The following is a 22,100-nucleotide window of genomic DNA, read 5'->3' as shown; positions in this document are numbered from 1 at the left end:
CAGCGCTTTCTCGCTTTTTCTTAACCCGGACGCGCGATACTATCGGCCGGATCAAGCTGCGCGGGGGAGGGAGCCATGGCCGTTGGCGGCAGGAAGAGCGGCAAGCTGTGGATGGCGCTGTTGCTCTCCATCGCGGCGCCTTTGCAGGCGCAGGCGCCCTATGTGGCCGATGTGACCGAAGCGCGGGAAAAGGAGTGGCGCAAGCTCGCCGCGGCGTCGCAAGCGGCCTATTCGGCCGGGCAAGCGGCCGATGGCATCGATACGGCGCGAAAAGCATTGGGTCTGGCCGACGAACTGTTCGGCAAGGACGATCCGCGATCGCTGATTTCGGCGAATGATCTGGCACTGCAACTGGAATCCGCCGGTCATTTCCGGGAAGCGGAAAGCCTGTTCCGCCGGGTTTTCGACAGCTATCTGCAGACGCGGGGGGAGGATGATCCCAACACCCAGCTCGCCCTGGAAAATCTGATCGATTTCTACATGGCGCGGAAACGTTATGATGCGGCCGCGCCCCTGGCGGATTATGCGCTTGTCAGTTTCCGCCGGGTGACCGGAGCAGCCAGCGCGCGCAGCCAGAGGATGGCGCAGATCGTCGCCACCATGCCGAAAATGGCTGATCCGCTGGCGGAAAAGCCAACCGCGACCGGCAGCGAAGCTTCCGGAGCCGCACCCACCCAGGCGGAGCATCCGGCACCGGCGGTCGAACATACGGCGCAGAATATTGCAGCACCGCCGCCCGAATCTGTGGAAAAAATGTCGATGACTCCCAAGGCGGATCAGGCGGAAATGCACCCCTGAAGCGCAATTGCCTTATGTTTCCACAACCCTCTGCTGGTTGATTAACCGAAGATATAAGTCGTCGGGCCAATTGTTAAAATGATCCGGCCCGTTATTGCTGATTCCCGTCGGAGGGGGATTGATTTTCCATAGCTTATCGCCAGTCACAGGCCGACTGGACGAAGCCGGGGAAAGCCAGCACGGCTCCGAACGATAAGCCTATGGGTCGCATTTCGACGGGCGGCCGGCTGTAAAAGCCGGTCGCCCGTTTTCCTTCTCGTCCATCCTCCATGCGCGTTCGGCACTGACCGGCGATCATTCTGCACGGTTCGCCGTTGGGTGCTTTTCAACGTCCGAGTCGATCGAGTCGCGAAGGGTGTAAGCCTTGAGTGTTAACCATGACCCGGCTCAAGCATAGAGGGACGGATATAGGAAAAAAGATAAATCTATATCTTTAGTAATAAAACCAAAGTCAATTTTCTGCCGTTAGCGCTTTAAAATGGTTAACAAAACCTGAATCTTCGTGACTCACTTTGTTGGCGGCGAATAAGATGCAGCCATCGGGTCAGTAGAACATAAAAGCAGATGGTTAATCCGGGGCGGCAGTCGATCTGAGCAAAAGATCCTGCCGGCGGGAGATCGTTGACTCAGGGGCAATAGCTGATCCGCTGATTGCCGCATTGTCTTGGAAGGTCCAGTCCGTTTGCAAAGGCGCATTCGGGACAAGGTCTTCTGCGCGCTCCTTCCATGCCCCCATGCGATGAGTGGGATGGATTATGGATTTCGAGCGCGATTGGGATAGCAAAGACTCCGCCGACCATCAGCAGGCCCTTCATTCGCAGGCATCTGCGCTGGGTGCGAAGGGCAAGCCTATCCATCCCGGCAAGATGCATCATCATGCGACCTTCACACAGACGGTCGCACCCAATGCGCAGGGCGTGGTGGTCCTGCCCGCCGGAACCGACATCAACCAGATCGAGGTGTCCGGCCGCAATCTGATCGTCCATCTGCCCGACGGCACCGACATGGTGATCCTGGACGGCGCGGTGGTGATGCCGCAACTGGTGGTGGGCGACGTGCAAATCCCGTCCGTCAACCTGGCTGCCCTGCTGATCGGCGAGGAGCCGCAGCCCGCCGCAGGCCCGCCACGCAGTTCCGGCGGCAATTTCCTGGGGCCGGACGGCGATGTCGGCGATCCCCACCGGCTGGGCGACCTGCTGCCGCCGACCGAGTTGCAGTTCACCCAGCACGAACAGCGCGAAATCCTGCCGCTCGCGCCCAATGAAGCGCCTGAAGTCACCATCATCACGCCCAACCAGCCCGCTGGCGCGATCGACGCAACGGCCGGGGTGAGCGAGGCGGGGCTTCCCGCGCGCGGTAATGAACCGGCCGGTTCGGCGGCGGCCAGCGACAGCGAGCGTACGACTGGCACCATCCAGATCACCGCCAATGATGGTCTGGCGGGTGTCACCATCAACGGCACGGCGGTCGCTGCGGTTGGCCAGACGATCACGACGTCGCTCGGCGTGCTGACGATCACCTCCATCGCAGACGGTGCCATCGGCTACAGCTATGTCTTGAGCGACAATGTGGTCGGCACCCCTCCCGCTGAAGTCTTCACCGTTGTCGTTACCGATACGGACGGCGATCAGGCCAGCGCTACACTGACCATTTCCATTGCGGACGACGCTCCCCTCGCGGTCAACGATGTCGACAGCGTGACCGAGGACGGACCGCTGATCGCGGATGGCAACGTCCTGACGGGCAGCGGCGGCAGCGATGCGAACACCACCGATGGCGTGGCCGACGTGCAGGGCGCGGATGGAGCGGTGGTTTCCACGACCGGGACGTTCCAGGGAACCTACGGCGTCCTGACGCTGAACGCGGCGGGCGCCTACACCTATACCCTCGCCAACGGCAATGCCGCGGTCCAGTTCCTGGTGCCCGGCCAGACGCTGACCGACAGCTTCAGCTATACTATCACCGATGCAGACGGCGATACCTCGACCGCGACGCTGACGATTACCATCAACGGCGCCGACGACGGCGTCACCATCACTGGCCTCAACGGCACGCCGGGCATTGAGGGCGCAGAGATCACGGTCTTCGAAAATCACCTGCCTGCGGGCAGTTCGCCCGATGGGGCCGCGCTGACGCAGACGGGTTCCTTCAGCGTCAGCGGCGCCGACGGCCTGTCGACCGTGACGATCGGCGGCGTGGCGGTTCTGACCAATGGCGCTTTCGTAACCGGCCAGGTGGTGACGACCCCAGTGGGAACGCTGACCATCACCGGCTTCACCCCGACGTCGCAGCAAAGCGGGTCGCCGACGGCGGGGACCTTTACCTACAGCTTCGTTCTGACCGACAACAGCCTTGCTCATGATGCGGCAGGTACCGACAGCATCCTGCAGAGCTTCGCCGTGGTGGCGACGGATCGCAACGGATCGACCGCCAACGCGACCATCGATGTGCAGATCGTCGACGACGTGCCGGTCGCGCATAATGACGTCGATATCGTGGCGGCCGGAACCTATGGCCCGGAAACCGGCAACGTCATCACTGGCGAGGGCACGGCGTCGGGCGCGGCGGGCGCCGATGTGAAGGGGGCCGACGGCGCCGTGGTCGCGACCACCGGCACGTTCGAGGGCACTTACGGCACGCTCACGCTGAATGCGGACGGCAGTTACAGCTATGTCCGCGCGGCGGGTACGCCGGGCGGCGTGAGCGACAGCTTCACCTACACGCTGCGCGACGGGGATGGCGATACCTCCACCGCGACGCTGCGGATCGACATTGCCGATTCCAATGTCACGATCATCTCGATCCCCACGGTGGGCGAAGGGACGATCGTCGACGAATCCGGCCTGACGAATCCAATGGGGTCCAATGCGGGCAGCGGCGTCGATACGACCGACGGCAGGATCACCTATAGCGCGCCGGACGCCCCAGCGACCGTCACCATCAACGGCACCACCATCACCGGTACGGGTCAGGAGATCGTTACCGACAAGGGCGTGCTGACCATCACCGGCGTCAGCCAGGGCAGCATCGATTACAGCTACACGCTGACCACCAACACGGCGGGCGACCATGTCACCGACAGTTTCGTCGTGACGGTCACGGACGTGGATGGCGACAGCGCCACCGATACGCTCACCATCAACATCATCGATGACAAGCCCACGGCCGTCGCCGATGTGGATAGCGTCCGGGAAGACGGACCGCTCCTGGCCGACGGCAATGTCATCACCGGTTCGGGCGGAACGGACGCGAACAAGACCGATGGCGTCGCCGACGTGCAGGGCGCCGACGGCGCGCATGTCACCGCCATTGCCTTTGGCGAAACCACCGGCACGGTCGGATCGGCGCTGGCGGGCGCCTATGGGTCTCTGGTGATCCAGGCGGACGGCAGCTACGCCTATACGCTGAACAATGAAAATGGCGTGGTCCAGGGGCTGGACAAGAACCAGACGCTGACCGAAACCTTCACCTATACACTGACCGACGGCGACGGCGACACGTCCAGCGCGACCATCACCATCACCATTCAGGGCAGCGACGATGGTGTGACCATCAACGGGCTGAATGGCGAGGGTGCCGAGGTCCTGGTCTTCGAAAACGATCTGTTGGACGGCAGTTCGCCCAATGCGGCGGCGCTGACCCAGACGGGCAGCTTCAGCCTGACCGCGCCCGACGGCGTGGCCACCGTCACGGTCGGCGGGCAGACGATCTTCGCGTCCGGCGCCTTCGTGAGCGGCGTCACCCTGTCCAACGCCTATGGCACGCTGACCGTCACCGGTTTCACGCCGGTGATCGGCGCGGACGGCGATGTGGTGAGCGGAACCGTCAGCTACAGCTATACGCTGAACGACAACACGCTGCTGCATAGCGGCGCCAATGACGGCAGCCTGACCGAGAGCTTCGCGGTCGTCGTAACCGACACGGACGGATCGAATGCCGCCGCGAGCCTCGACGTCACCGTGGTCGATGACGTGCCGACCGCGGTGAACGACGTCGCGACGCAGGCGACCGAAAATGCGCCGGTCAGCATCAATGTCTTTGCCAATGACATTGCGGGCGCCGATGGCGTCAACCTGACCAGCGGCGTCACGCTGGAAACCGGTGCGGCCAAGGGCACCGTCGTCTATCAGGGCAATGGCGTGTTCCTCTACACCCCCAATGCGGGTGCGGAGGGCAGCGACAGTTTCACCTACACCATCACCGATGGGGACGGGGACAAATCGACCGCGACCGTGACGGTGAACCTGCTTACGGATTCGACGCCGACGGTCACGGTTACCGACATGACCGTGTCCGAAGCCGGGTTGCCCGGCGGCACGGCGGCGGCTGGCGACAGCGAAACCGCCAACGGCTCCATGACCATCACGACCGGCGGCGACACGCTGACCAAGGTCGAGGTACAGGACAAGAATGGTGCCTGGGTAGATGTGACCGGCGCGACCAGCGGTGCGCCGGTGGTTGTTGCGGGCGCGGCGGGCAACCTGACGGTGACCTCCGACGGCGCCGGGCATTACAGCTACAGCTATACGCTGGCGGTCAACGACCCTACCCATCCGGACAATATCACCAGCGATGGCGACGGCATCAGCGGCGCGGCCGACCCCAAGGCGGGTGACAGTTTCGCGGTACAGGTGACGGACAGCGACGGCGATGTCTCGCCTGCTGCCACGATCCACGTCACCGTGCTGGACGATGCGCCGATCGCGGTGGCGGACAGCGGATCGGTCAGCGAAGGTCAGACGCTGGTGGTCGCGGCCGATGCCGGTGTGCTCGCCAACGATCAGTCGGGTGCGGACGGCTTCGCGCCTGGCGTCGTCGGCGTGGCCAAGGGCAGCGATACGAGCATCAACGTGAGCGGCCATGTCGGTGTCGAGGTGGCGGGCGATTATGGCAAGCTGACCCTCTTCGCCGACGGCAGCTACCAGTATGAAGCGACGCCCAACGCGATCTCTTCCGACAAGCAGGATGTGTTCGTCTACACCATTCGCGACGCGGACGGGGATCTCGCCACCGCCACGCTGACCATCAATGTTGCCAATGTCGCGCTGGCAGCGGACAACCAGACGAAGACCGTCTACGAGGCCGCGCTGGACACGACCGTCACCGGCGATGACATTGCTGCGGGCAGCGTCACCGGCAGCACGCCCGCCGCCACGACCGAGACGACCACGGGTCAACTCAATGTCGTGGGCGCCGTCAGCTACACGCTGCTCAGTCCCGATACGACCAGCCATGGCCAGATTCTTCTCAACAGCGACGGCAGCTATACCTACACGCTGACCGCGCCCTTCGACGCTACGCCGCACGCCGATAACGGCCCGCAGACCGAGGCAGGCGTTGAGGTGTTCACTTATCAGGCCGTGGACGGATCGGGCAATATCGCCACCGGTACGATCACCATCGATGTCGTGGACGATGTCCCGACCGCCGTGAACGACGCGGCGCTCACGGTCGCGGAGGACGGCGCCGACATCGGCGGCAATGTCATGATCAATGACACGCCCGGCGCCGATGGCGCGACACTGACGTCCGTGACGATCGGCGGCGTAACGACAGCGATCGCCGCCCTGGGCACGACCAATGTGAGCACGGCTTACGGCGCGTACACCTTCACAGCGGCGGGCGCTTGGACCTTCAACCCCTCGACCAATCTCAACAATGCGAACGGGGTGGACGCGGGCTTCTCCTATGTCATCACCGATGGCGATGGAGACAAGGCGACGGCGAACCAGCCGATCACCGTGACCGATGGCGCCGGACCCACGGCGGGTGCGCCGATCAGCCTCGCCCTGGACGACCAGAATCTGGCAGGCGGCACCACCGCAGCCAACCCGGATTTCGACAGCAAGAGCATCACCTTCACGCCGGGTTCCGACGCGATCACCTCGATCACCTTCGGGGACACGAGCAGCCTCGCGGGCAACCTCAACTGGCTGCGCGTGTCCGATACACAGATTACCGGTTCGGACGAACGCGGCGTCGTGGTGACGCTGGATCTGTCAGTCGTCGGCACTGTCGCCACGGTGAAGGCCACGCTCAACGACAATTACGACACCCATCCGGTCGTCAATGTCGATGATGTGGTCGCCCTGGGTTCGGTGCAGGTGATTGCGCAGGACACCGACGGCGATACCGCGACCGGCACCGTCTCGATCAGCGTGTCCGATGATCTTCCGGTCGTCAGCGCCAATCCCACGGTCCAGTTGGACGACGATGCGCTGCCGGGCGGCAATCCGAACGGCATCGGTGATGACCCGAACAGCCTGAACGCCACCGGTACGCTGGGCCATGACTACCGCGCCGATGGCCCGGGCGGCATCACCCTGCTGGGCACGGGCGCACCGACGGGCTTCAGCTATGAAAGCAACGGCACGACCCTGCTGGTGAAGCAGGGCACCACCACTGTCCTAACCGTGACGCTCACCGATCCGGTGGCGGGCACTTACTCGGTCGTGCAGAATGCAGCGATCATCCATCCCGCCGGCAATGACGAGAATAATGTCAGTTTCGACATCAGCTATCAGGTCTCGGACGCCGACCACGACACCGCCATCGGCACGCTGACCATCAATGTCGATGACGACACGCCGGTCGCCGCCAATGATACCGATGTGGTCAAGGAAGACGTTACCCTGATCGCCAGCGGTAACGTGCTGACAGGTGTAGGCAGCGACGGCAATCCGGCGGGCGCGGACTCGCTGGGCGCCGATGGTCCCGCGGCGGGCGGCGCGGTGACGGCGGTCAGTGGCGGCACGGTCGGCGGCAACGCGATCGGCGCCTACGGCACGCTGGTCCTGAACGCCGACGGCAGCTACAGCTATACGCTGAACAACAGCTTGGCGGCGGTCCAGCATTTGGGCAGCAATAGCACGCCGCTGACCGACAGCTTCACCTACACGATCACGGACGGCGACGGCGACACGGCGACAGCGACGCTCACCATCTCGATCCAGGGCACCAACGACGCCCCGCAGGTCGGCAGCGGCGTTGCCATCGTCTCGGAAGAGGGGCTGCTGGGCGGCAATGCCGACAATGTGGGATCGCCCACCGACACGACCAATTCGGTCACGGCGAGCGGCACGATCACCGCGACCGATGTGGATGGCGACGCGATCACCATGACGCTGGGCAATCCCGGTGCGGTGCTGACCGCGGATACACTGCCGGTCACCTGGACGGGGGTCGGCACGCAGACGCTGACCGGTTCGGCTGGCGGCGTGCCCGTGATCACCATAACGATCACCAATGCAGGCGCCTATACGGTGACTCTGCTCCAGTCGGTCGATCACAGCGGGATCAATGTCGAGGACCTCAAGAATTTCTCGGTCCCGGTGAATGTCAGCGACGGTACTGCAACAGTGGGCACCAGCATCGCTGTGACGATCGAGGATGACAGCCCGATCGCCGCCGACGACAACGTCACGACGACCGAAAACGCGGCTGCTTCCACCGGCAGTGTGCTTGCCAATGATCATATCGGCGCGGACACGCCTGGAGCGGTCATATCGATCAACGGCGCCTCCATCGCGGCGGGCGGCAGCCAGACCATCACGACGGCTTACGGCACGCTGCAGATCTTCTCCGACGGCACTTACAGCTACACACCCAAGACTTCGGTGCCGTCGGGGTCGGTCGACAGCTTCACCTATGTGATCCGCGACGCCGACAACGACACGGCGACGGCTGCGCTCAAATTTACCTTCCAGGGTGACCAGAACAAGCCGGTGGCGGACAGTGTCACCGCGAAACTGGACGATGACGGGTTGTCGGGCGGCAACCCGGCGAGCACGGCGGGTGACGTCAACGCGAATGTGGGCGACGCCGACGGGCCCCTGTCGAGTGAGGCGAGCTTCAGCGGCACGCTCTCCTTCGGCTTCGGGCTGGACGGCCAGGGGACGACGGGTAAGGTCAGCTTCTCCATTCTCGACAATACGACCGCCACGGTCGGCACGGAAACGGTACGCTTCAGCTGGAGCGAGACAGCCGGGGTCGGCACGCTGATCGCGACGGTGGATGCTGGCACCCGGGCCAATACACAGCTCTTCAAGGTGGTCGTGAATACGACCACGGGCGTCTATACTGCAACGCTGCTCGACAATGTGCTGCACAGCCCTGGCGGCAATGAGAATGATGCCTCGGTCAGCCTCAATTTCCAGGTTACCGATGCGGATTACGACGCCGCGAGCAATCCGAATTCCAAGGCCATCGGACAGCTCAACATCTCGTTCAACGACGACATGCCGAGCGTGCTATCGTCAGGCAATGCCACCCTTACGGGCAATGCATTGAGCACCACCGGCGATTTCCATTATGCGATCGGTGCGGACTCTCGAGACTCCTACTCGGCGAGCAATTCGGATATCGGCGTGACGATGTCCGGCCTGGTCGGATCGACGTCGATCACCAACCAGAGCGTAACCTGGGTATCGGAAAATCAGCATTTAGCGACTTTCTCCATCGGTTTCGATTATGATCCCGATCCCACCAGCGCGACCAATCCGCTGGTGCATGAGACCGGAACCCTGACCTTCGACAAGGATCTGGGCCAATATACGCTGACGCTGACCAGTCCGATCCAGTCCTACTCCACGGACTCCGTGCAGGAAGCGGGTCTCGCTGCCTACACCTTCAACGGCGGCAGCGGTGGCGCGTCGCAATTTGACAGCGCCAATGTCAAGATTGCGGACAATTTCTACATCCAGCTAACCGGCGATGTGGGCAACAACACGACGCCCTTCCAGACCCAGGGGGCGACCTTCGACAATGGCGACACCTTCCTCGGCGCCAACAGCTGGGTGTCCATCAGCAGTTCCGACATCGCGGCAGGCGGCAACTCGCTGCAAGCCAAGAATGTCATGGACTTCAACTTCTACGGATCGAATCCGGGAACAGCCACCAATGCCGCCGGGACAACCACTGCAACTGGGGCATTCGTGATCCTGGATCAGCTTACGAACGAGGATTTGGTCGTCGTTCTGAAGCTTGCTCAATCCAACGGCAGCGGCGGCGTTGTGGGAGGGACCTACACCACCCGCGCCATAGCGGTCGATCCCAGCGACTTGTTCACCGCAGCGACCAAGCCTGCCGGCTTCAGCGATGTGAGCCTCACCGGCAACGAGAAGCTGCTGGTGATCGAAAATGCAGATTATTCCAAACTCGTGCCAGCGGGCTATCAGCTTGTCGGCCTGCAGGTAGTCACGTCCGTTCAGGGTATCGGCGGCACCTATTACAGCTTCGACGGCAATCTGGGCACCACTTCGACACCGACGGTTCTGTCGGGCGCTCAATTGTCCGCTCTGACGGATAATGACGTCGTCAAGATCGTGGACGTGGGTGTGATCCGGCAGGTTACCTCGACCCAGTCCCTACATCTCGATTTAAACGTGACGGTGACCGACGCTGACGGCGACAGCGCCAGCAGCACGGTCCATGTCAATCCCGTCACGCCTCCTATCGCGCTCGATCTGAACGGCGATGGGCTGAACTTTGTCGGCCTCTCTGCAGGTGTCAGCCATGATTATGGCGCGGGTGCGGTCAACACGGCCTGGGTCGCGCCGGACGATGGCCTGCTGGCCCATGCGACGGGCGGCAGCTTCGATATCGTCTTCTCCGACGATGCGCCCGGCGCCACGAGCGACCTGGAAGGCCTGCGCCTTGCCTATGACAGCAATGGTGATGGCGTATTCGATGCCAAAGACGCGAAGTTCAGCGAGTTCGGTGTGTGGCAGGATGTCAACGCCAATGGCGTCGTCGATCCGGGCGAATTCAAGTCGTTGACCGACGCCGGGATCAAGGCGATCGTGCTGACCGCTGACGGCAAGAGCTACACCGCCGCCAATGGCGACGTCACCGTGCTGGGTGAAGGGAGCTTCATCAAGACCGACGGCACCAAAGGAACGCTGGGCGACGTTCTGTTCGCTACCGCTGCCAAGGACGACAGCAGCAAGACCGTGGACACGACCGCCAGCGGCTTCAACCAGGCACTGGTCGCGGCTAGCCTGGTGGCGGTGGCCGGTGCCGCTGCCACCACGCCTGAGTCGCAGCCGGCCCCGGCCACCACGGAAAGCGCGCCGGTCAGCACCGAAACCGCTCCGGCCAGCACGGTCACGAGTGAACCGACCCTGGCGCAGGACGGCAACAGCACGTCGCTGGCCTCGACGCAGGATCAGGACACGCACAGCGCGCCGCAACCGACCCAGCAGACCAGCCATGCCGGCAGCGAACCGGCGCCCGATCATGCCAGCCTCTCCGACGGCGGCCCCGCTGCCTCGGCACCGGCGGAGACAGCGCAGGCGGACCAGCCCGCACCAGGCGATCATCAGGCTCTGCTGGCGCAGTCGATCAGCCTGCCTGCCTTTGACGGCAATGCGGCAGCGGTCCTCGCCGCGGCGCATGATGCGGCCAAGAGCCCGGCAGGCGCCGTCGCTGAAGTCGTGAAGGAGGCGCTGGGTGCACATGACGTGCCGAACATCGACGCCTTGCTGGCGGCCCTGCCGGGCGGCGCGCATCCGGTGGTGCCGGTACTGCTGAACCCGGTTGCGGGCGAAGCGGTCGTGGACAGCGGTCATATGGCGGCCGCCACCGCCATCTTCGAGGCGGCAATGGCAGCCCACCAGGCGATGGCGGTTGCCCATGCCTGAGCAGCATCGGCCTGAACGGATTGAATCTATCTCGCGGGGACATTGGGGAGAGTGACTATGCACTATGCGTTGGGAAAGGCGGCGGTCGCCGGACTGGTGACCGCCCTGCTGACAAGTGCGGCCTGGGCGGCGCCGGCTTCGCCCTTGCTGCAACTGGGCAAATCCGAACTGAAGGATGCCTTGAACAGTCGTTACGACACGGCGGTCAAGGCAGTTGGCGACGCCAGCGTCCGCGCCGCGCAGGACAGCCGCTGGACCTATGCCGTGGAGGCGAAGAACCAGTGCGGCATCGCCCTCGGTTTCCTGAAATCCGGCACGAAGGATGCGGAAAGCATCAACAAGTGCGACGACTTTGTGGCACGCCTCTCGGCGCCGCCACCGCCGCCGGTGTCGGCCGCAGTTTCAGCCCCACCCGCGCTGGACTGCACGGCACCGGCGGTGTCCATCTTCTTCGACTGGAACATGGACACGCCGCTGCCCGAAGGGACGAACACCATCACGACGCTGACCCAGACGGCAACGCAATGCGGATGGAAGCGCTTCGGCGTGACCGGCTACACCGATACGTCAGGCGCCACCCAATATAATGACGGCCTCTCGCTGCGCCGTGCGCGCAACGTAGCGGGCCTCATGAGCCGGGGCGGCATCCCCGTGGAGGCGATGACCGTTACCGGTCTGGGCGAGACCCAGTTGAAGATCGAAACAGCCGACGGCGTGCGCGAACCGATGAACCGTCGGGTCGAAATCACCGCCAGCGCGAATTGAGGGGGGAGGCATTCATGACACTCATGCGCAAGACCTGCGGCAGCCTGATTGCCCTCTGCGTTGCCGGAATGGTATCGACGGGCTGGGCACAGACGATGGATCTGAAGAGTGCGATCGCGGCCGCGATCGACAGCCATCCGGAAATCAACCAGGCGATCCAGAACAAGGAAGCGATCGAGTTCGAACGCGAACAGGCGCAGGGCCTCTACCTGCCCCGCGTCAGCGTCGAAGGATCGGCGGGCGTCCGCCGGCTGGACAACGCCACCCGCCGCGCTCTGAACCTCGATAACGAGACGCTCTGGCCGCTCGAGGCCAACGTCACGGCCGAGGAAACCGTCTGGGACTCGGGCTATCGCAGCGCGGAAAAGCGACGGCAGGCGGCCCGGACCGACGGCGCGGCTCTGCGCGTGGGCGAGCGATCGCAGTTCGTGGCGCTGAACGTCACGCGGCAATATCTGGACTATATGCTCCAGCAGCGGGTCGTCGCGGCGGCCGAGGACAATATCGCCTTCCACCGCAAGCTTCTGGGCGACCTGGGCGAGGGCGTGTCGAAAGGGTCGATCAGCATCGCCGATCAGCAGCAGGCCGAGGAACGGCTCCAGGCGGCCCTTGTCCGCAAGAGCGAGGCGGAGCAGGACATGACCAATGCGGCCATTTCCTTCCGCACGCTGACGGGCCTCTCCATCGATCAGGTAACCATGCCCGATCCGGTGACAAGTGCCGTGCCGCCGACGCTGGACGAAGCCATCGCCGCCGCCCGCACCAACAATCCGCTGGTGCGCGAGGCCGAGGCCGATATCCAGGCAGCCCATGCCGTGGTGGACGAAGCCAAGTCGGAGCTTGGGCCGACGGTGTCGCTGGAAGGCACCGGTCGCGTGGGCCAGGACATCGACGGGTTCCGGGGCAACACGAACGACCTGCAGGGGCGTGTAGTGGTGCGCTGGCAGCTCTATAATGGCGGCATCAACCGGGCGAAGGTCCAGGAAATGACCCGCCGGGCGAGCGAGGCGCGCTTCCGCCTCAGCCAACGCCAGCGCGAGGCGGAGGATGATGTCCGCACTGCCTGGAATCGCTGGGATACGGAAAAGAAGCGGCTGACCGACCTGTCGCGGCAAGGCACGGTGTCCGACGGATTGCTGGTGTCCTATCGCGAACAGTTCAATGTCGGGCGCCGGTCGCTCCTCGACGTGCTGGATAGCCAGAACACCCGTTTCAACACGCAGGTGCGCACGGAAACGTCCCGCTTCTCGGAAATCTTCGCGCAATATCAGATATTGGCGGCGACCAATATGCTGCTGGATACGCTGGGCCTCGCGGCACCATCCGATGCCAAGGCCGATGCGCGCAAGAAATATGACGTTCCCGATCTGCCGCCCGCCGAACTGCAACGGCGGCGCTATCCGGGCTGAGTATTTCGAAGTCGGCTGGCAACCGCCGACGGCTCGCGAAATGCGGGAATGAAAATGTTTCCATAGTTGGGGTCATCCCGGTGCAAGCCGGGATGGCGCGGGGTAAACAATGTTGGAACGTAGCACATTAAGTCTGGCCGAATGGCTGGACCATCAGGGCACGCCGAGCGACGAACTGGTCGAATCCATCGCCCATGCGGCACGGCATTTCGACCGGTCGCCCGGCATAGTCGGCCTACGGGCCGGGCTGGCGGTCGACGAATCGGGGCGTCTGCCTTTCCATCAGGCGGAATCCGCGCTCGATCAGATCGGTCTGCTGAGCGATCACGTCCGCGGCCGGCTGGACAAATGGCGGCCGGGCAACCTGCCTGCCATCCTGCCGCTTCGGGGTGGGCGTTTCCTGCTGCTCCTGGACATCAAGGCGGGCGACGCGCTGGTGCAGTTGCCCCATGCGAGCGAGCCGGTCTGGGCACCCCTCGCCGACCTTGAAGGCACTTTCACCGGCGAAGCGCTGGTCGTCATGGCCGACCATGGCCGCGAACGCGCCGAGGAACGCCCGTGGGACGAACGGGCGCGCCAGCACTGGTTCTGGCGCGAGGTGTGGCGCGCGCGCGGTTCCTTCGGCTATGTCATGCTGGCCGCCGCGATCATCAACCTGCTCGCCTTCGCACTGCCGCTGTTCACGATGAACGTCTATGACCGGATCATCCCCAACAAGGCGGCGGCAAGTCTCTGGGTGCTGGGCATCGGCGTGATGCTGGCCTTCGGCCTGGACTTCGCGCTGCGCATCGCCCGGGCAAGGCTGGTGGATGAGGCTGGGCGCGAGATTGACGAGCGCCTGTCGCAGCGCCTGTTCGAAAAGGTGATGAACGTCCCGCTGATGAGCCGCGCGGGCAGCACCGGCGCTCTCGCCCGCCGCGTGTCGGAATTCGAATCCGTGCGGGAATTCTTCACCTCGACCACGGTGGTTCTGGCGATCGACGTCGCCTTCCTTTTCTTCTTCGTCGGCATCATCGCGCTTCTGGGGGGCTGGCTGGCCATCGTACCGGTCGTCATGATGGGGATCATGGCGAGCGCAGGGTTTTTCCTGCAACGGTCGATGGCCCGCCTGTCGCGCGACGCGCAGGCGGATTCCAGCCTGCAAAGTTCTGCACTGGTGGAGGCCATTGGCGGCATCGAAACGCTCAAGGCCTGCCGGGCCGAAGGGCGGATGCTCGACCGCTGGCGCCGCTATGCCAAGATGAGCGCCGCCACGCAGGAAAAGCTGCGGCGACTGTCCTCCAAGAGCGTCACGCTGGCATCGCTCTGCCAGCAGGTGACCAGCATCGCGCTGGTGATCGGCGGCTTCTACATGTTCGCGGCGGGCGAGATTTCGATGGGCGCGATCATCGCCATCGTCATGCTGGCCGGACGCTCGCTGGCACCCGTCGGGCAGCTCGCCTTCGTGATCGTGCGGGCGCGGCAGGCGATGACGACGCTCGACAGCCTGCAAACGCTGATCGATCAGCCCGACGAGCGGCTGGACGGCGCGCGCGGCATCATCCCCAAGATTCGCAGGGGCGCCATCGTCGCGCAGGGGCTTGAATTCGCCTATCCCGGCGCCAGCCAGCCCAGCCTTCGCGGCATCGACCTGCGGATCGAGCCGGGTGAGCGCGTCGGCCTGATCGGGCGGGTGGCGTCGGGCAAATCGACGCTGGGCCGGGTGATCTGCGGCCTCTATCCGCCGACCGGCGGGGCGATGACCATCGATGATGTCGACAGCCGCCAATATCACCCGCACGAGCTGCGCTCCGCCTTCCGCTATGTCGGGCAGGATTCGGAACTGTTCAGCGGGTCGGTCCGGGAGAATCTGCTGCTGGGTGCGCGCGAGGCCAATGATGAAAAGCTGCTCGAAGCGCTGGAGCGTTCCGGGGCCTCGCGCTTCTTCGGGCGCGATGCGGCGGGTTTCGACCTGCATATCGGCGAGCGCGGCAATCGCCTGTCGGGCGGGCAGCGGAGCTTCCTGGTGCTGGCGCGCGCGCTGGTCGAACCCGCGAAGCTGCTGTTCCTGGATGAACCGACCGGCGCGATGGACAATCAGACCGAAAATCTGTTCATCGACCATCTCGCCAGGGCGCTGGAGCCGGGGCAGACGCTGATCGTCTCGACCCATCGCCATGCACTGCTGCGGATCGTGGATCGCCTCATCGTGATCGACCAGGGCGTGGTGCTGGCCGACGGCCCGCGCGACGAGATCATCGGCCAGCTCCAGCGGGGGGCAGGGCAATGAGCAGCGCTCTCGTCCGCAGCGCCGCGATCGTGGCCCCGGTTGCGCTGGCAGCCGCGTCGGCGACGCTCTGGCACGGCGAGCCGCCCCGTCCGGCCATCAGCACGAAGATCGTGGAGGCCGCGCCGGCGATCCCGCGCCAATATCTGGCGCTGGTGCGGATGACCGGGGAGGGGGAAACGACCGCTCCGCAAGGCGAAGCGGCGCGGCAGGAAAATGCCCGTCTGGACTTCAACGGTGGGGCGCTTGCCGCCGCCAAGCCCTTCCGCGCGCTCGCAGGTGCGGGCGAGGATCATGACCGGGCGCTGCAATGCCTGACCCAGGCCGTCTATTATGAAGCCGCGCAGGAACCCGACGCCGGACAGCGCGCGGTCGCGCAGGTGGTGCTGAACCGCGTGCGCCACCCGGCCTTCGCCAAGACGGTCTGCGGCGTCGTCTATCAGCGTTTCGACGCCTCGGTCTGTCAGTTCAGCTTCGTCTGCGACGGATCGCTGGCGCGCCAGCCCATGGCGGTGCTCTGGGCCAGGGCGCGCCGGGTCGCCGCCGACGCGCTGGCGGGCCATGTCGAACGGGAAGTCGGCACCGCGACCCACTATCATGCCGATTATGTCTTTCCCCGCTGGGCACCGCATCTCGCCAAGCTGGCGCAGATCGGCGCGCATATCTTCTATCGCTGGCCGGGCGGCTGGGGCCTGCCGGGCGCCTTCACCGGCCGCTATGCGGGCGGAGAGCATATTCCCGCCTTCGATCCATCCCGCTTCGCCGCGGCACCGGCACCGGCGATCGACTATCCCCCGGTAGCCGCCCTGCCCGAACGGCGGGCGGCCAATGATGTCGGTGGCCGCATGGACCCGACCAAGGGCTGGAAGCTTTCCATCCCCGATCCCGCGGAAACCAGGGGCGCGCTGAGCAATATGCTCGCCGCTCAGCAAAAGGTCGCCCCGATATCGCTGGCGGCGGAAGACCATTCATCCCAAGGGAAACAACCATGATGTCGCGCTGGATCGGCTGGCTGCGCGGGCAACCCGGCAACAAACAGGTCATTCTCTACAGCGGCGGAGGCATGCTGGCCTTCCTGCTATGGGCCAGCCTCGCCCCGGTGGACGAGGTGACGCACGGGCAGGGCAGGGTGATCCCGTCGAGCAAGGCGCAGGTGATCCAGTCCGCCGAGCCGACCACGATCGAGGAAATCCTCGTCCGCTCCGGGCAGAAGGTGCGCAAGGGGCAGTTGCTGGTGCGGCTCGACGACGCCATGCTTGCCTCGGAACTGGGCCAGCTCCAGGCCGAGACCCGTTCGCTGACGGCGCGGGCCGGACGTCTCGAACGGGAAGGCACCGGGGCTGGCGCAGTCTGCGCGACGGGCGCGCCCGAATGCGAGCAGGAACAGGCCCTCGCGGCCGTCCGGCAATCCGCGCTGCGCAGCAAGCAGGATGCCCTGTCCGCCCAGGTCGACCAGCGCCGCCGCGAACAGGGCGAGGCACAGGCGACCATCGACAGCCTTACCGGCAGCGTCCAGCTTGCCCGGCAGCGGGTGGCGATGCTGGAACCGCTGGCCGCCAAGTCGATCGTCCCGCAGACCGAATTGCTGGACGCCCGCCGCGAACTGGTCGACGCGCAGGGACGGCTCAATGCCGCGCAACAGCAGGCCTCGCGCGCTTCTGCCGCGATCCGCGAAGCCCAGGCCCAATTATCCGAAGCCAATTTCCAGTTCCGTCAGGACGCGCTGAACGAGCGCAGCCAGTTGGAGGCGAAGATCGCTGTCAACAGTGAGTCTCTTCGGGGCGCAAAAGGACGGGCGCAGCGGGCGGAGATCCGCTCGCCCGTCGACGGCGTGGTCAATGATGTGCAGGTGACCACCATCGGCGGCTTCGTCAGTCCGGGGCAGAAGATCATGCAGATCGTGCCCATCGGCGAAAAGCTGCTGGTCGAGGCGCGGGTGAAGCCCAACGACATCGCCTTCATCAAGACCGGCGACCGCGCCGTGGTCAAGGTGACGGCCTATGATTTCTCGATCTATGGCGGGCTGACCGGCACGGTGCAGCAGGTGTCGGCCGACAGCGTCTATGACGAAGCCACGCGCGAAGCCTATTTCACCGTTGTCGTGGAGACGGACCGCGCATGGCTCGGTTCGGGCGATCACAAGCTGCCGATCACGCCCGGCATGGTCTGCGACGTGGAAATCCTGACCGGCCGCAAATCGGTGCTGGCCTATCTGCTCAAGCCCATCATGAAGGCGCGGTCGGAGGCGCTGCGGGAACGGTAAGCCGCTGCGGGATCAGCGCGCCGCGAACTGGACCTTCTGCGGCGGCGTCACGCGATAGCCGTGGGTCCAGCGGCCATAGGCGTTGAAGCTCATGATCGGACGATAGTCGCCGACGCTGGACGACGGCAGCACCCGGTCGGTCATGTTGTCGAGGATCATGAGCTCATCGCCGATCCGCACCGCCAGCAGGGCATGGTCCTCCTGCCGCACCAGGTCGCGGGCGATGACCAGGAACATGGCGCGCCGGTCGAAGCCCGCCGCTTCCAGCAGCTTCATCTTGGCGATGGCATAATCCTCGCAGTCGCCCGTGCCGCGCTGCAACGACTGGCTGGCCGAAGCCCAATCGTCACCCTTGTCGTTGACGAAGCGAAGCCGCTGATTGACCCAGCTATTGACCATCTCCACCTGCCGGAGCTGCCCGGCCCCCTGCGCGGCGTGGACCAGTCCGCTCCACAATCCCCGGCTCGACAGCGGCTGCGACACCGACGCCCATTTGCCGTCCAGCGCCGTGCGGGCAATGGGCAGCGCCACAGAACCGAACACATCGGGCTGCCCGCTGCGCGGGGCGGGCGGGGACAGCGCCGGAACCTGCCGGACCGGCATGACGAAGCTGTTGGCCGGGGCGGTCGGCGCGGGCGCAAAGGCCTTCATGAAGCCGGGCATCAGATCGGGCTGGCGATAGCTCATCACCGGCTGGGCCAATGCAAGTTGCACCCCCTGCAACCGCCAGCCGGGCAATTTGCCGCCGAAACCGGAGATCAGCCGGTCGTTGATGACGGCATCCTGGACGGCGGGCTGGGGCATCCAGCCCGACGGAGCCGCCTCGCCCTGTTGCGCGCTGATCGCGGCCAGGCGGCTCATGCCTCCGGCCAGCAATGTGGCGACCACCCGGTCCGAAGCCATGGAGGCCTGCTGGGCGATCGCCTGCGTACCCACCGTCGCCAGCAGCAGTGCTGGGGCAACGCGCGTGGCGGCATGGCGAAGGAACGGGAAGCCTGACATGCCTGCCCGTATCGCGCCAAAAATTGAACATCCGGTGCGCCGCGCTGGTTAACGCGGCGGTAGGCAAAAAATTGCCGGATATTTTTTGCCGCCCCTTTTCGGGCGTGCCTTCGGGTCAGGCGTCGATCGTCTCTTCGTCGACCGTGGCGGCATTTTCCTGAATGAAGGCAAAGCGATGCGCCGGATTGGTGCCCATCAGCCGATCGACCAGTTCGCGCACCTGCTGCCGGTCCTCGACATCGTCCGGCAATGTCACGCGGATCAGGCTGCGGGTTTTCGGGTCCATCGTCGTTTCGCGGAGCTGCCCCGGGTTCATCTCGCCCAGACCCTTGAAGCGGCTGATGTCGACCTTCTTGCCCTTGAACTCCTTGCGCAGGATTTCTTCCCGATGCGCATCGTCCTTCGCGTAGAGGCTCTTGCCCCCCGCGACGAGCCGATAGAGCGGCGGCTGCGCCAGATAGAGATGCCCGCGCCGTACCAGTTCCGGCATTTCCTGGAAGAAGAAGGTCATCAGCAGCGTCGCGATATGCGCACCGTCGACGTCGGCATCGGTCATGATGACGATCCGCTCATAACGCAGATTGTCCGGATTGCAGTCCTTGCGCGTGCCGCAGCCCAGCGCCAGGATCATGTCGGCAATCTCCTGATTGGCCAGGATCTTGGCGGTGTTGGCGCTGGCCACGTTCAATATCTTGCCGCGCAGGGGCAGGATCGCCTGCGTCTTGCGGTCGCGTGCCTGCTTGGCCGATCCGCCGGCCGAATCCCCCTCGACCAGGAAGATTTCCGCGCCTTCCGGATCGTCGTTGGAACAGTCGGTCAGCTTGCCAGGCAGCCGCAGCTTGCGCGCGCTGGTGGCGGTCTTGCGCTTGACCTCCTTCTCCTGCTTGCGCTTCAGCCGCTCGTCCATCCGGTCCAGCACATAGGCGAGCAGCGCCTTGCCGCGCTCCATATGGTCAGACAGATAATGGTCGAAATGGTCGCGCACCGCATTCTCGACCAGCCGCGCGGCTTCGGGGCTGGTGAGCCGGTCCTTGGTCTGGCTCTGGAACTGGGGATCGCGGATGAAGACCGACAGCATGATCTCCGAAGAGGTCACGATGTCGTCGGCGGTGATATCCTTCGCCTTCTTCTGCCCGACCAGTTCGCCAAAGGCGCGGATGCCCTTCACCAGCGCGGCGCGCAGCCCGGTTTCATGGGTGCCGCCGTCGGGCGTCGGGATGGTGTTGCAATACCAGCTGTAGCTGCCGTCCGACCAGAGCGGCCAGGCGACCGCCCATTCCACGCGCCCCGCGGAATCGGGAAAGTCCTGGGAGCCGGAGAAGAAGGCACTGGTCGCGCATTCGCGATCGCCCACCTGTTCCCGCAGATGATCGGCCAGGCCGCCGGGAAACTGGAACACCGCCTCGGACGGCGTGTCGTCGGTGATCAGTTCGGGCGCGCATTTCCAGCGGATTTCGACGCCCGCGAACAGATAGGCCTTGGACCGCGCCAGGCGATAGAGCCGTGCGGGCTTGAATTTCTGCTCCCCGAAAATCTCGTGATCGGGCACGAAGCTGACCGATGTGCCCCGCCGGTTGGGCGCCGCGCCGACCTTTTCGAGGCCGCTGCTCGGCAGTCCCTGGGTGAAGCTCTGGCGGAACAGTTCCTTGTTGCGCGCCACCTCGACCACGGTGACGGCGGACAGCGCATTGACCACGCTGATGCCCACGCCATGCAGGCCGCCGGAGGTCGCATAGGCCTTGTCGGTGAACTTGCCGCCCGAATGGAGGGTGGTCAGGATCACCTCCAGCGCCGACTTGCCGGGGAATTTGGGATGCGGATCGACTGGGATGCCGCGGCCATTGTCCGTGATGGTCAGCTTGTTGCCCGGTTCCAGCAGCACCTCGATCCGCGTGGCATGGCCCGCGACCGCCTCGTCCATGCTGTTGTCCAGCACTTCGCTGGCGAGATGGTGGAGCGCGCGCTCGTCCGTGCCGCCGATATACATGCCGGGGCGGCGGCGCACCGGTTCCAGCCCCTCCAGCACCTCGATGGCGGAAGCGTCATAGCCGGAGGATGAGGTGGGCTGGCTCTCGAACAGATCGGACATGGACATAGCTATAAGCGGGCGGGCGGCGGGCGCAAGCGGGACCCGCAAAGGAAAAGGGCCGGTTCCGAGGAGGAACCGGCCCTTTTCTGTGGGTAAATCCCTTTGCCGGCCAAGCCTTGGCAAACGCCCGTCAGCGGACCCTCGGCCCGCCGAAGGGCAGCGGCGGCGGCGGACGGCGGGTGCCGCGCGGCAATTGCGCCTGATAGGCGCGGCCGCAATGTTCCACGCAATAGGGGAAGCCGGGATTGACCGCTTCGCCGCAGAAGTGGAAATCCGGTTCGCCCGGATGGCCCATCGGCCATTTGCAGATGCGCTCGGTCAGGTCGAGCAGCGACGTCTTGCCCGCGATTTCCGGGCTGGGCTTGGCGGGCACCAGACGGCGCGGCGGGGCCGGCGGGATCGGCGCCTGCTGGTCGCCGGGACCCTGGCGCAGGAAGCCGCCGGGGCCGACCGAGATGATGCGCGGCTGCGGCTTGGGCGGCTCCGCATCCGGAGCGGCAGCCGAAGCGGCCGGGGCCGGCGCAGGCGCCGCCGGAGCCGGAGTGCGCACGGGCGCAGGCGCGGCATGGCTGGCAGGGGCTGCGGGCTTGGGCGCTTCGGCCTCGGGCGCGGCCTTGCGCACCGGCGCGGGCGCGGCCTTCTTGGGTACTTCGTTGGCTTTCACCGGGGAAGGGCGCGATTGCAGGCCCAGGCGATGCGCCTTGCCGATCACCGCGTTGCGGCTGACCCCGCCCAGTTCGTCTGCGATCTGGCTGGCGGTCAGGCCCCGTTCCCACATTGCCTTGAGCTGGTCGATACGCTCGTCGGTCCAGGACAATGAATGACTCCTCAAAATCTCGAATTGGCGCCCTATATGGGGGCGCGCTCG

The 22,100-nt window shown here is 64.9% G+C and carries 10 protein-coding genes; 7 read left to right on the top strand and 3 right to left on the bottom strand.

The window, feature by feature from the left end; translation table 11 throughout:
- Window positions 1-75 precede the first annotated feature (75 nt).
- From MJ601_RS01485 to MJ601_RS01455, 7 genes are all read left to right on the top strand, one after another.
- Window positions 76-798, top strand: coding sequence for a tetratricopeptide repeat protein (locus MJ601_RS01485; RefSeq protein WP_242122796.1), 723 nt, complete (start codon window positions 76-78; stop codon window positions 796-798).
- A gap of 755 nt (window positions 799-1,553) precedes the next feature.
- On the top strand, window positions 1,554-11,438 hold the full coding sequence (locus MJ601_RS01480) for a cadherin-like domain-containing protein (RefSeq protein ID WP_242122795.1): 9,885 nt from the start codon (window positions 1,554-1,556) through the stop codon (window positions 11,436-11,438).
- Between the two features lie 57 nt (window positions 11,439-11,495).
- Window positions 11,496-12,203: an OmpA family protein gene (locus MJ601_RS01475; protein WP_242122794.1), complete on the top strand. Its 708-nt coding sequence runs from the start codon at window positions 11,496-11,498 to the stop codon at window positions 12,201-12,203.
- Between the two features lie 14 nt (window positions 12,204-12,217).
- Complete coding sequence (locus tag MJ601_RS01470; protein WP_242122793.1) at window positions 12,218-13,612, top strand: TolC family protein; 1,395 nt, start codon at window positions 12,218-12,220, stop codon at window positions 13,610-13,612.
- A 109-nt stretch (window positions 13,613-13,721) separates the two neighbouring features.
- The gene (locus MJ601_RS01465; RefSeq protein ID WP_242122792.1) at window positions 13,722-15,881 is read left to right on the top strand and encodes a type I secretion system permease/ATPase; all 2,160 of its coding nucleotides are present in this window, start codon (window positions 13,722-13,724) and stop codon (window positions 15,879-15,881) included.
- Window positions 15,878-16,870 carry a cell wall hydrolase gene (locus tag MJ601_RS01460; RefSeq protein ID WP_242122791.1) on the top strand — a complete coding sequence of 331 codons (993 nt, stop codon included), beginning with the start codon at window positions 15,878-15,880 and terminating at the stop codon, window positions 16,868-16,870. The genes MJ601_RS01465 and MJ601_RS01460 overlap by 4 nt, the downstream gene beginning before the upstream one ends.
- Complete coding sequence (locus tag MJ601_RS01455) at window positions 16,867-18,141, top strand: HlyD family type I secretion periplasmic adaptor subunit (RefSeq protein ID WP_242122790.1); 1,275 nt, start codon at window positions 16,867-16,869, stop codon at window positions 18,139-18,141. Before MJ601_RS01460 ends, MJ601_RS01455 begins: the two co-directional genes overlap by 4 nt.
- Window positions 18,142-18,153: 12 nt before the next feature.
- On the opposite strand, the gene MJ601_RS01450 is transcribed toward MJ601_RS01455, so the two are convergent.
- The 3 genes from MJ601_RS01450 to MJ601_RS01440 all read right to left on the bottom strand — a co-directional run bounded on the left by MJ601_RS01450 (window position 18,154) and on the right by MJ601_RS01440 (window position 22,049).
- Complete coding sequence (locus MJ601_RS01450) at window positions 18,154-19,143, bottom strand: transglutaminase-like cysteine peptidase (RefSeq protein WP_242122789.1); 990 nt, start codon at window positions 19,141-19,143, stop codon at window positions 18,154-18,156.
- Window positions 19,144-19,258: 115 nt separating this feature from the next.
- The gene (gene parE, locus MJ601_RS01445) at window positions 19,259-21,238 is read right to left on the bottom strand and encodes a DNA topoisomerase IV subunit B (protein WP_491572873.1); all 1,980 of its coding nucleotides are present in this window, start codon (window positions 21,236-21,238) and stop codon (window positions 19,259-19,261) included.
- A gap of 124 nt (window positions 21,239-21,362) precedes the next feature.
- Entirely contained in the window at window positions 21,363-22,049 is a 687-nt protein-coding gene (locus MJ601_RS01440) for a GcrA family cell cycle regulator (protein WP_242122787.1), read from the bottom strand.
- Window positions 22,050-22,100: the final 51 nt, after the last annotated feature.

Source organism: Sphingobium trunci, from assembly GCF_022664535.1.
Lineage (GTDB): Bacteria > Pseudomonadota > Alphaproteobacteria > Sphingomonadales > Sphingomonadaceae > Sphingobium.
Note: the sequence above shows the minus strand (reverse complement) of the source record. Positions and strands in the feature narration are given on the sequence as shown.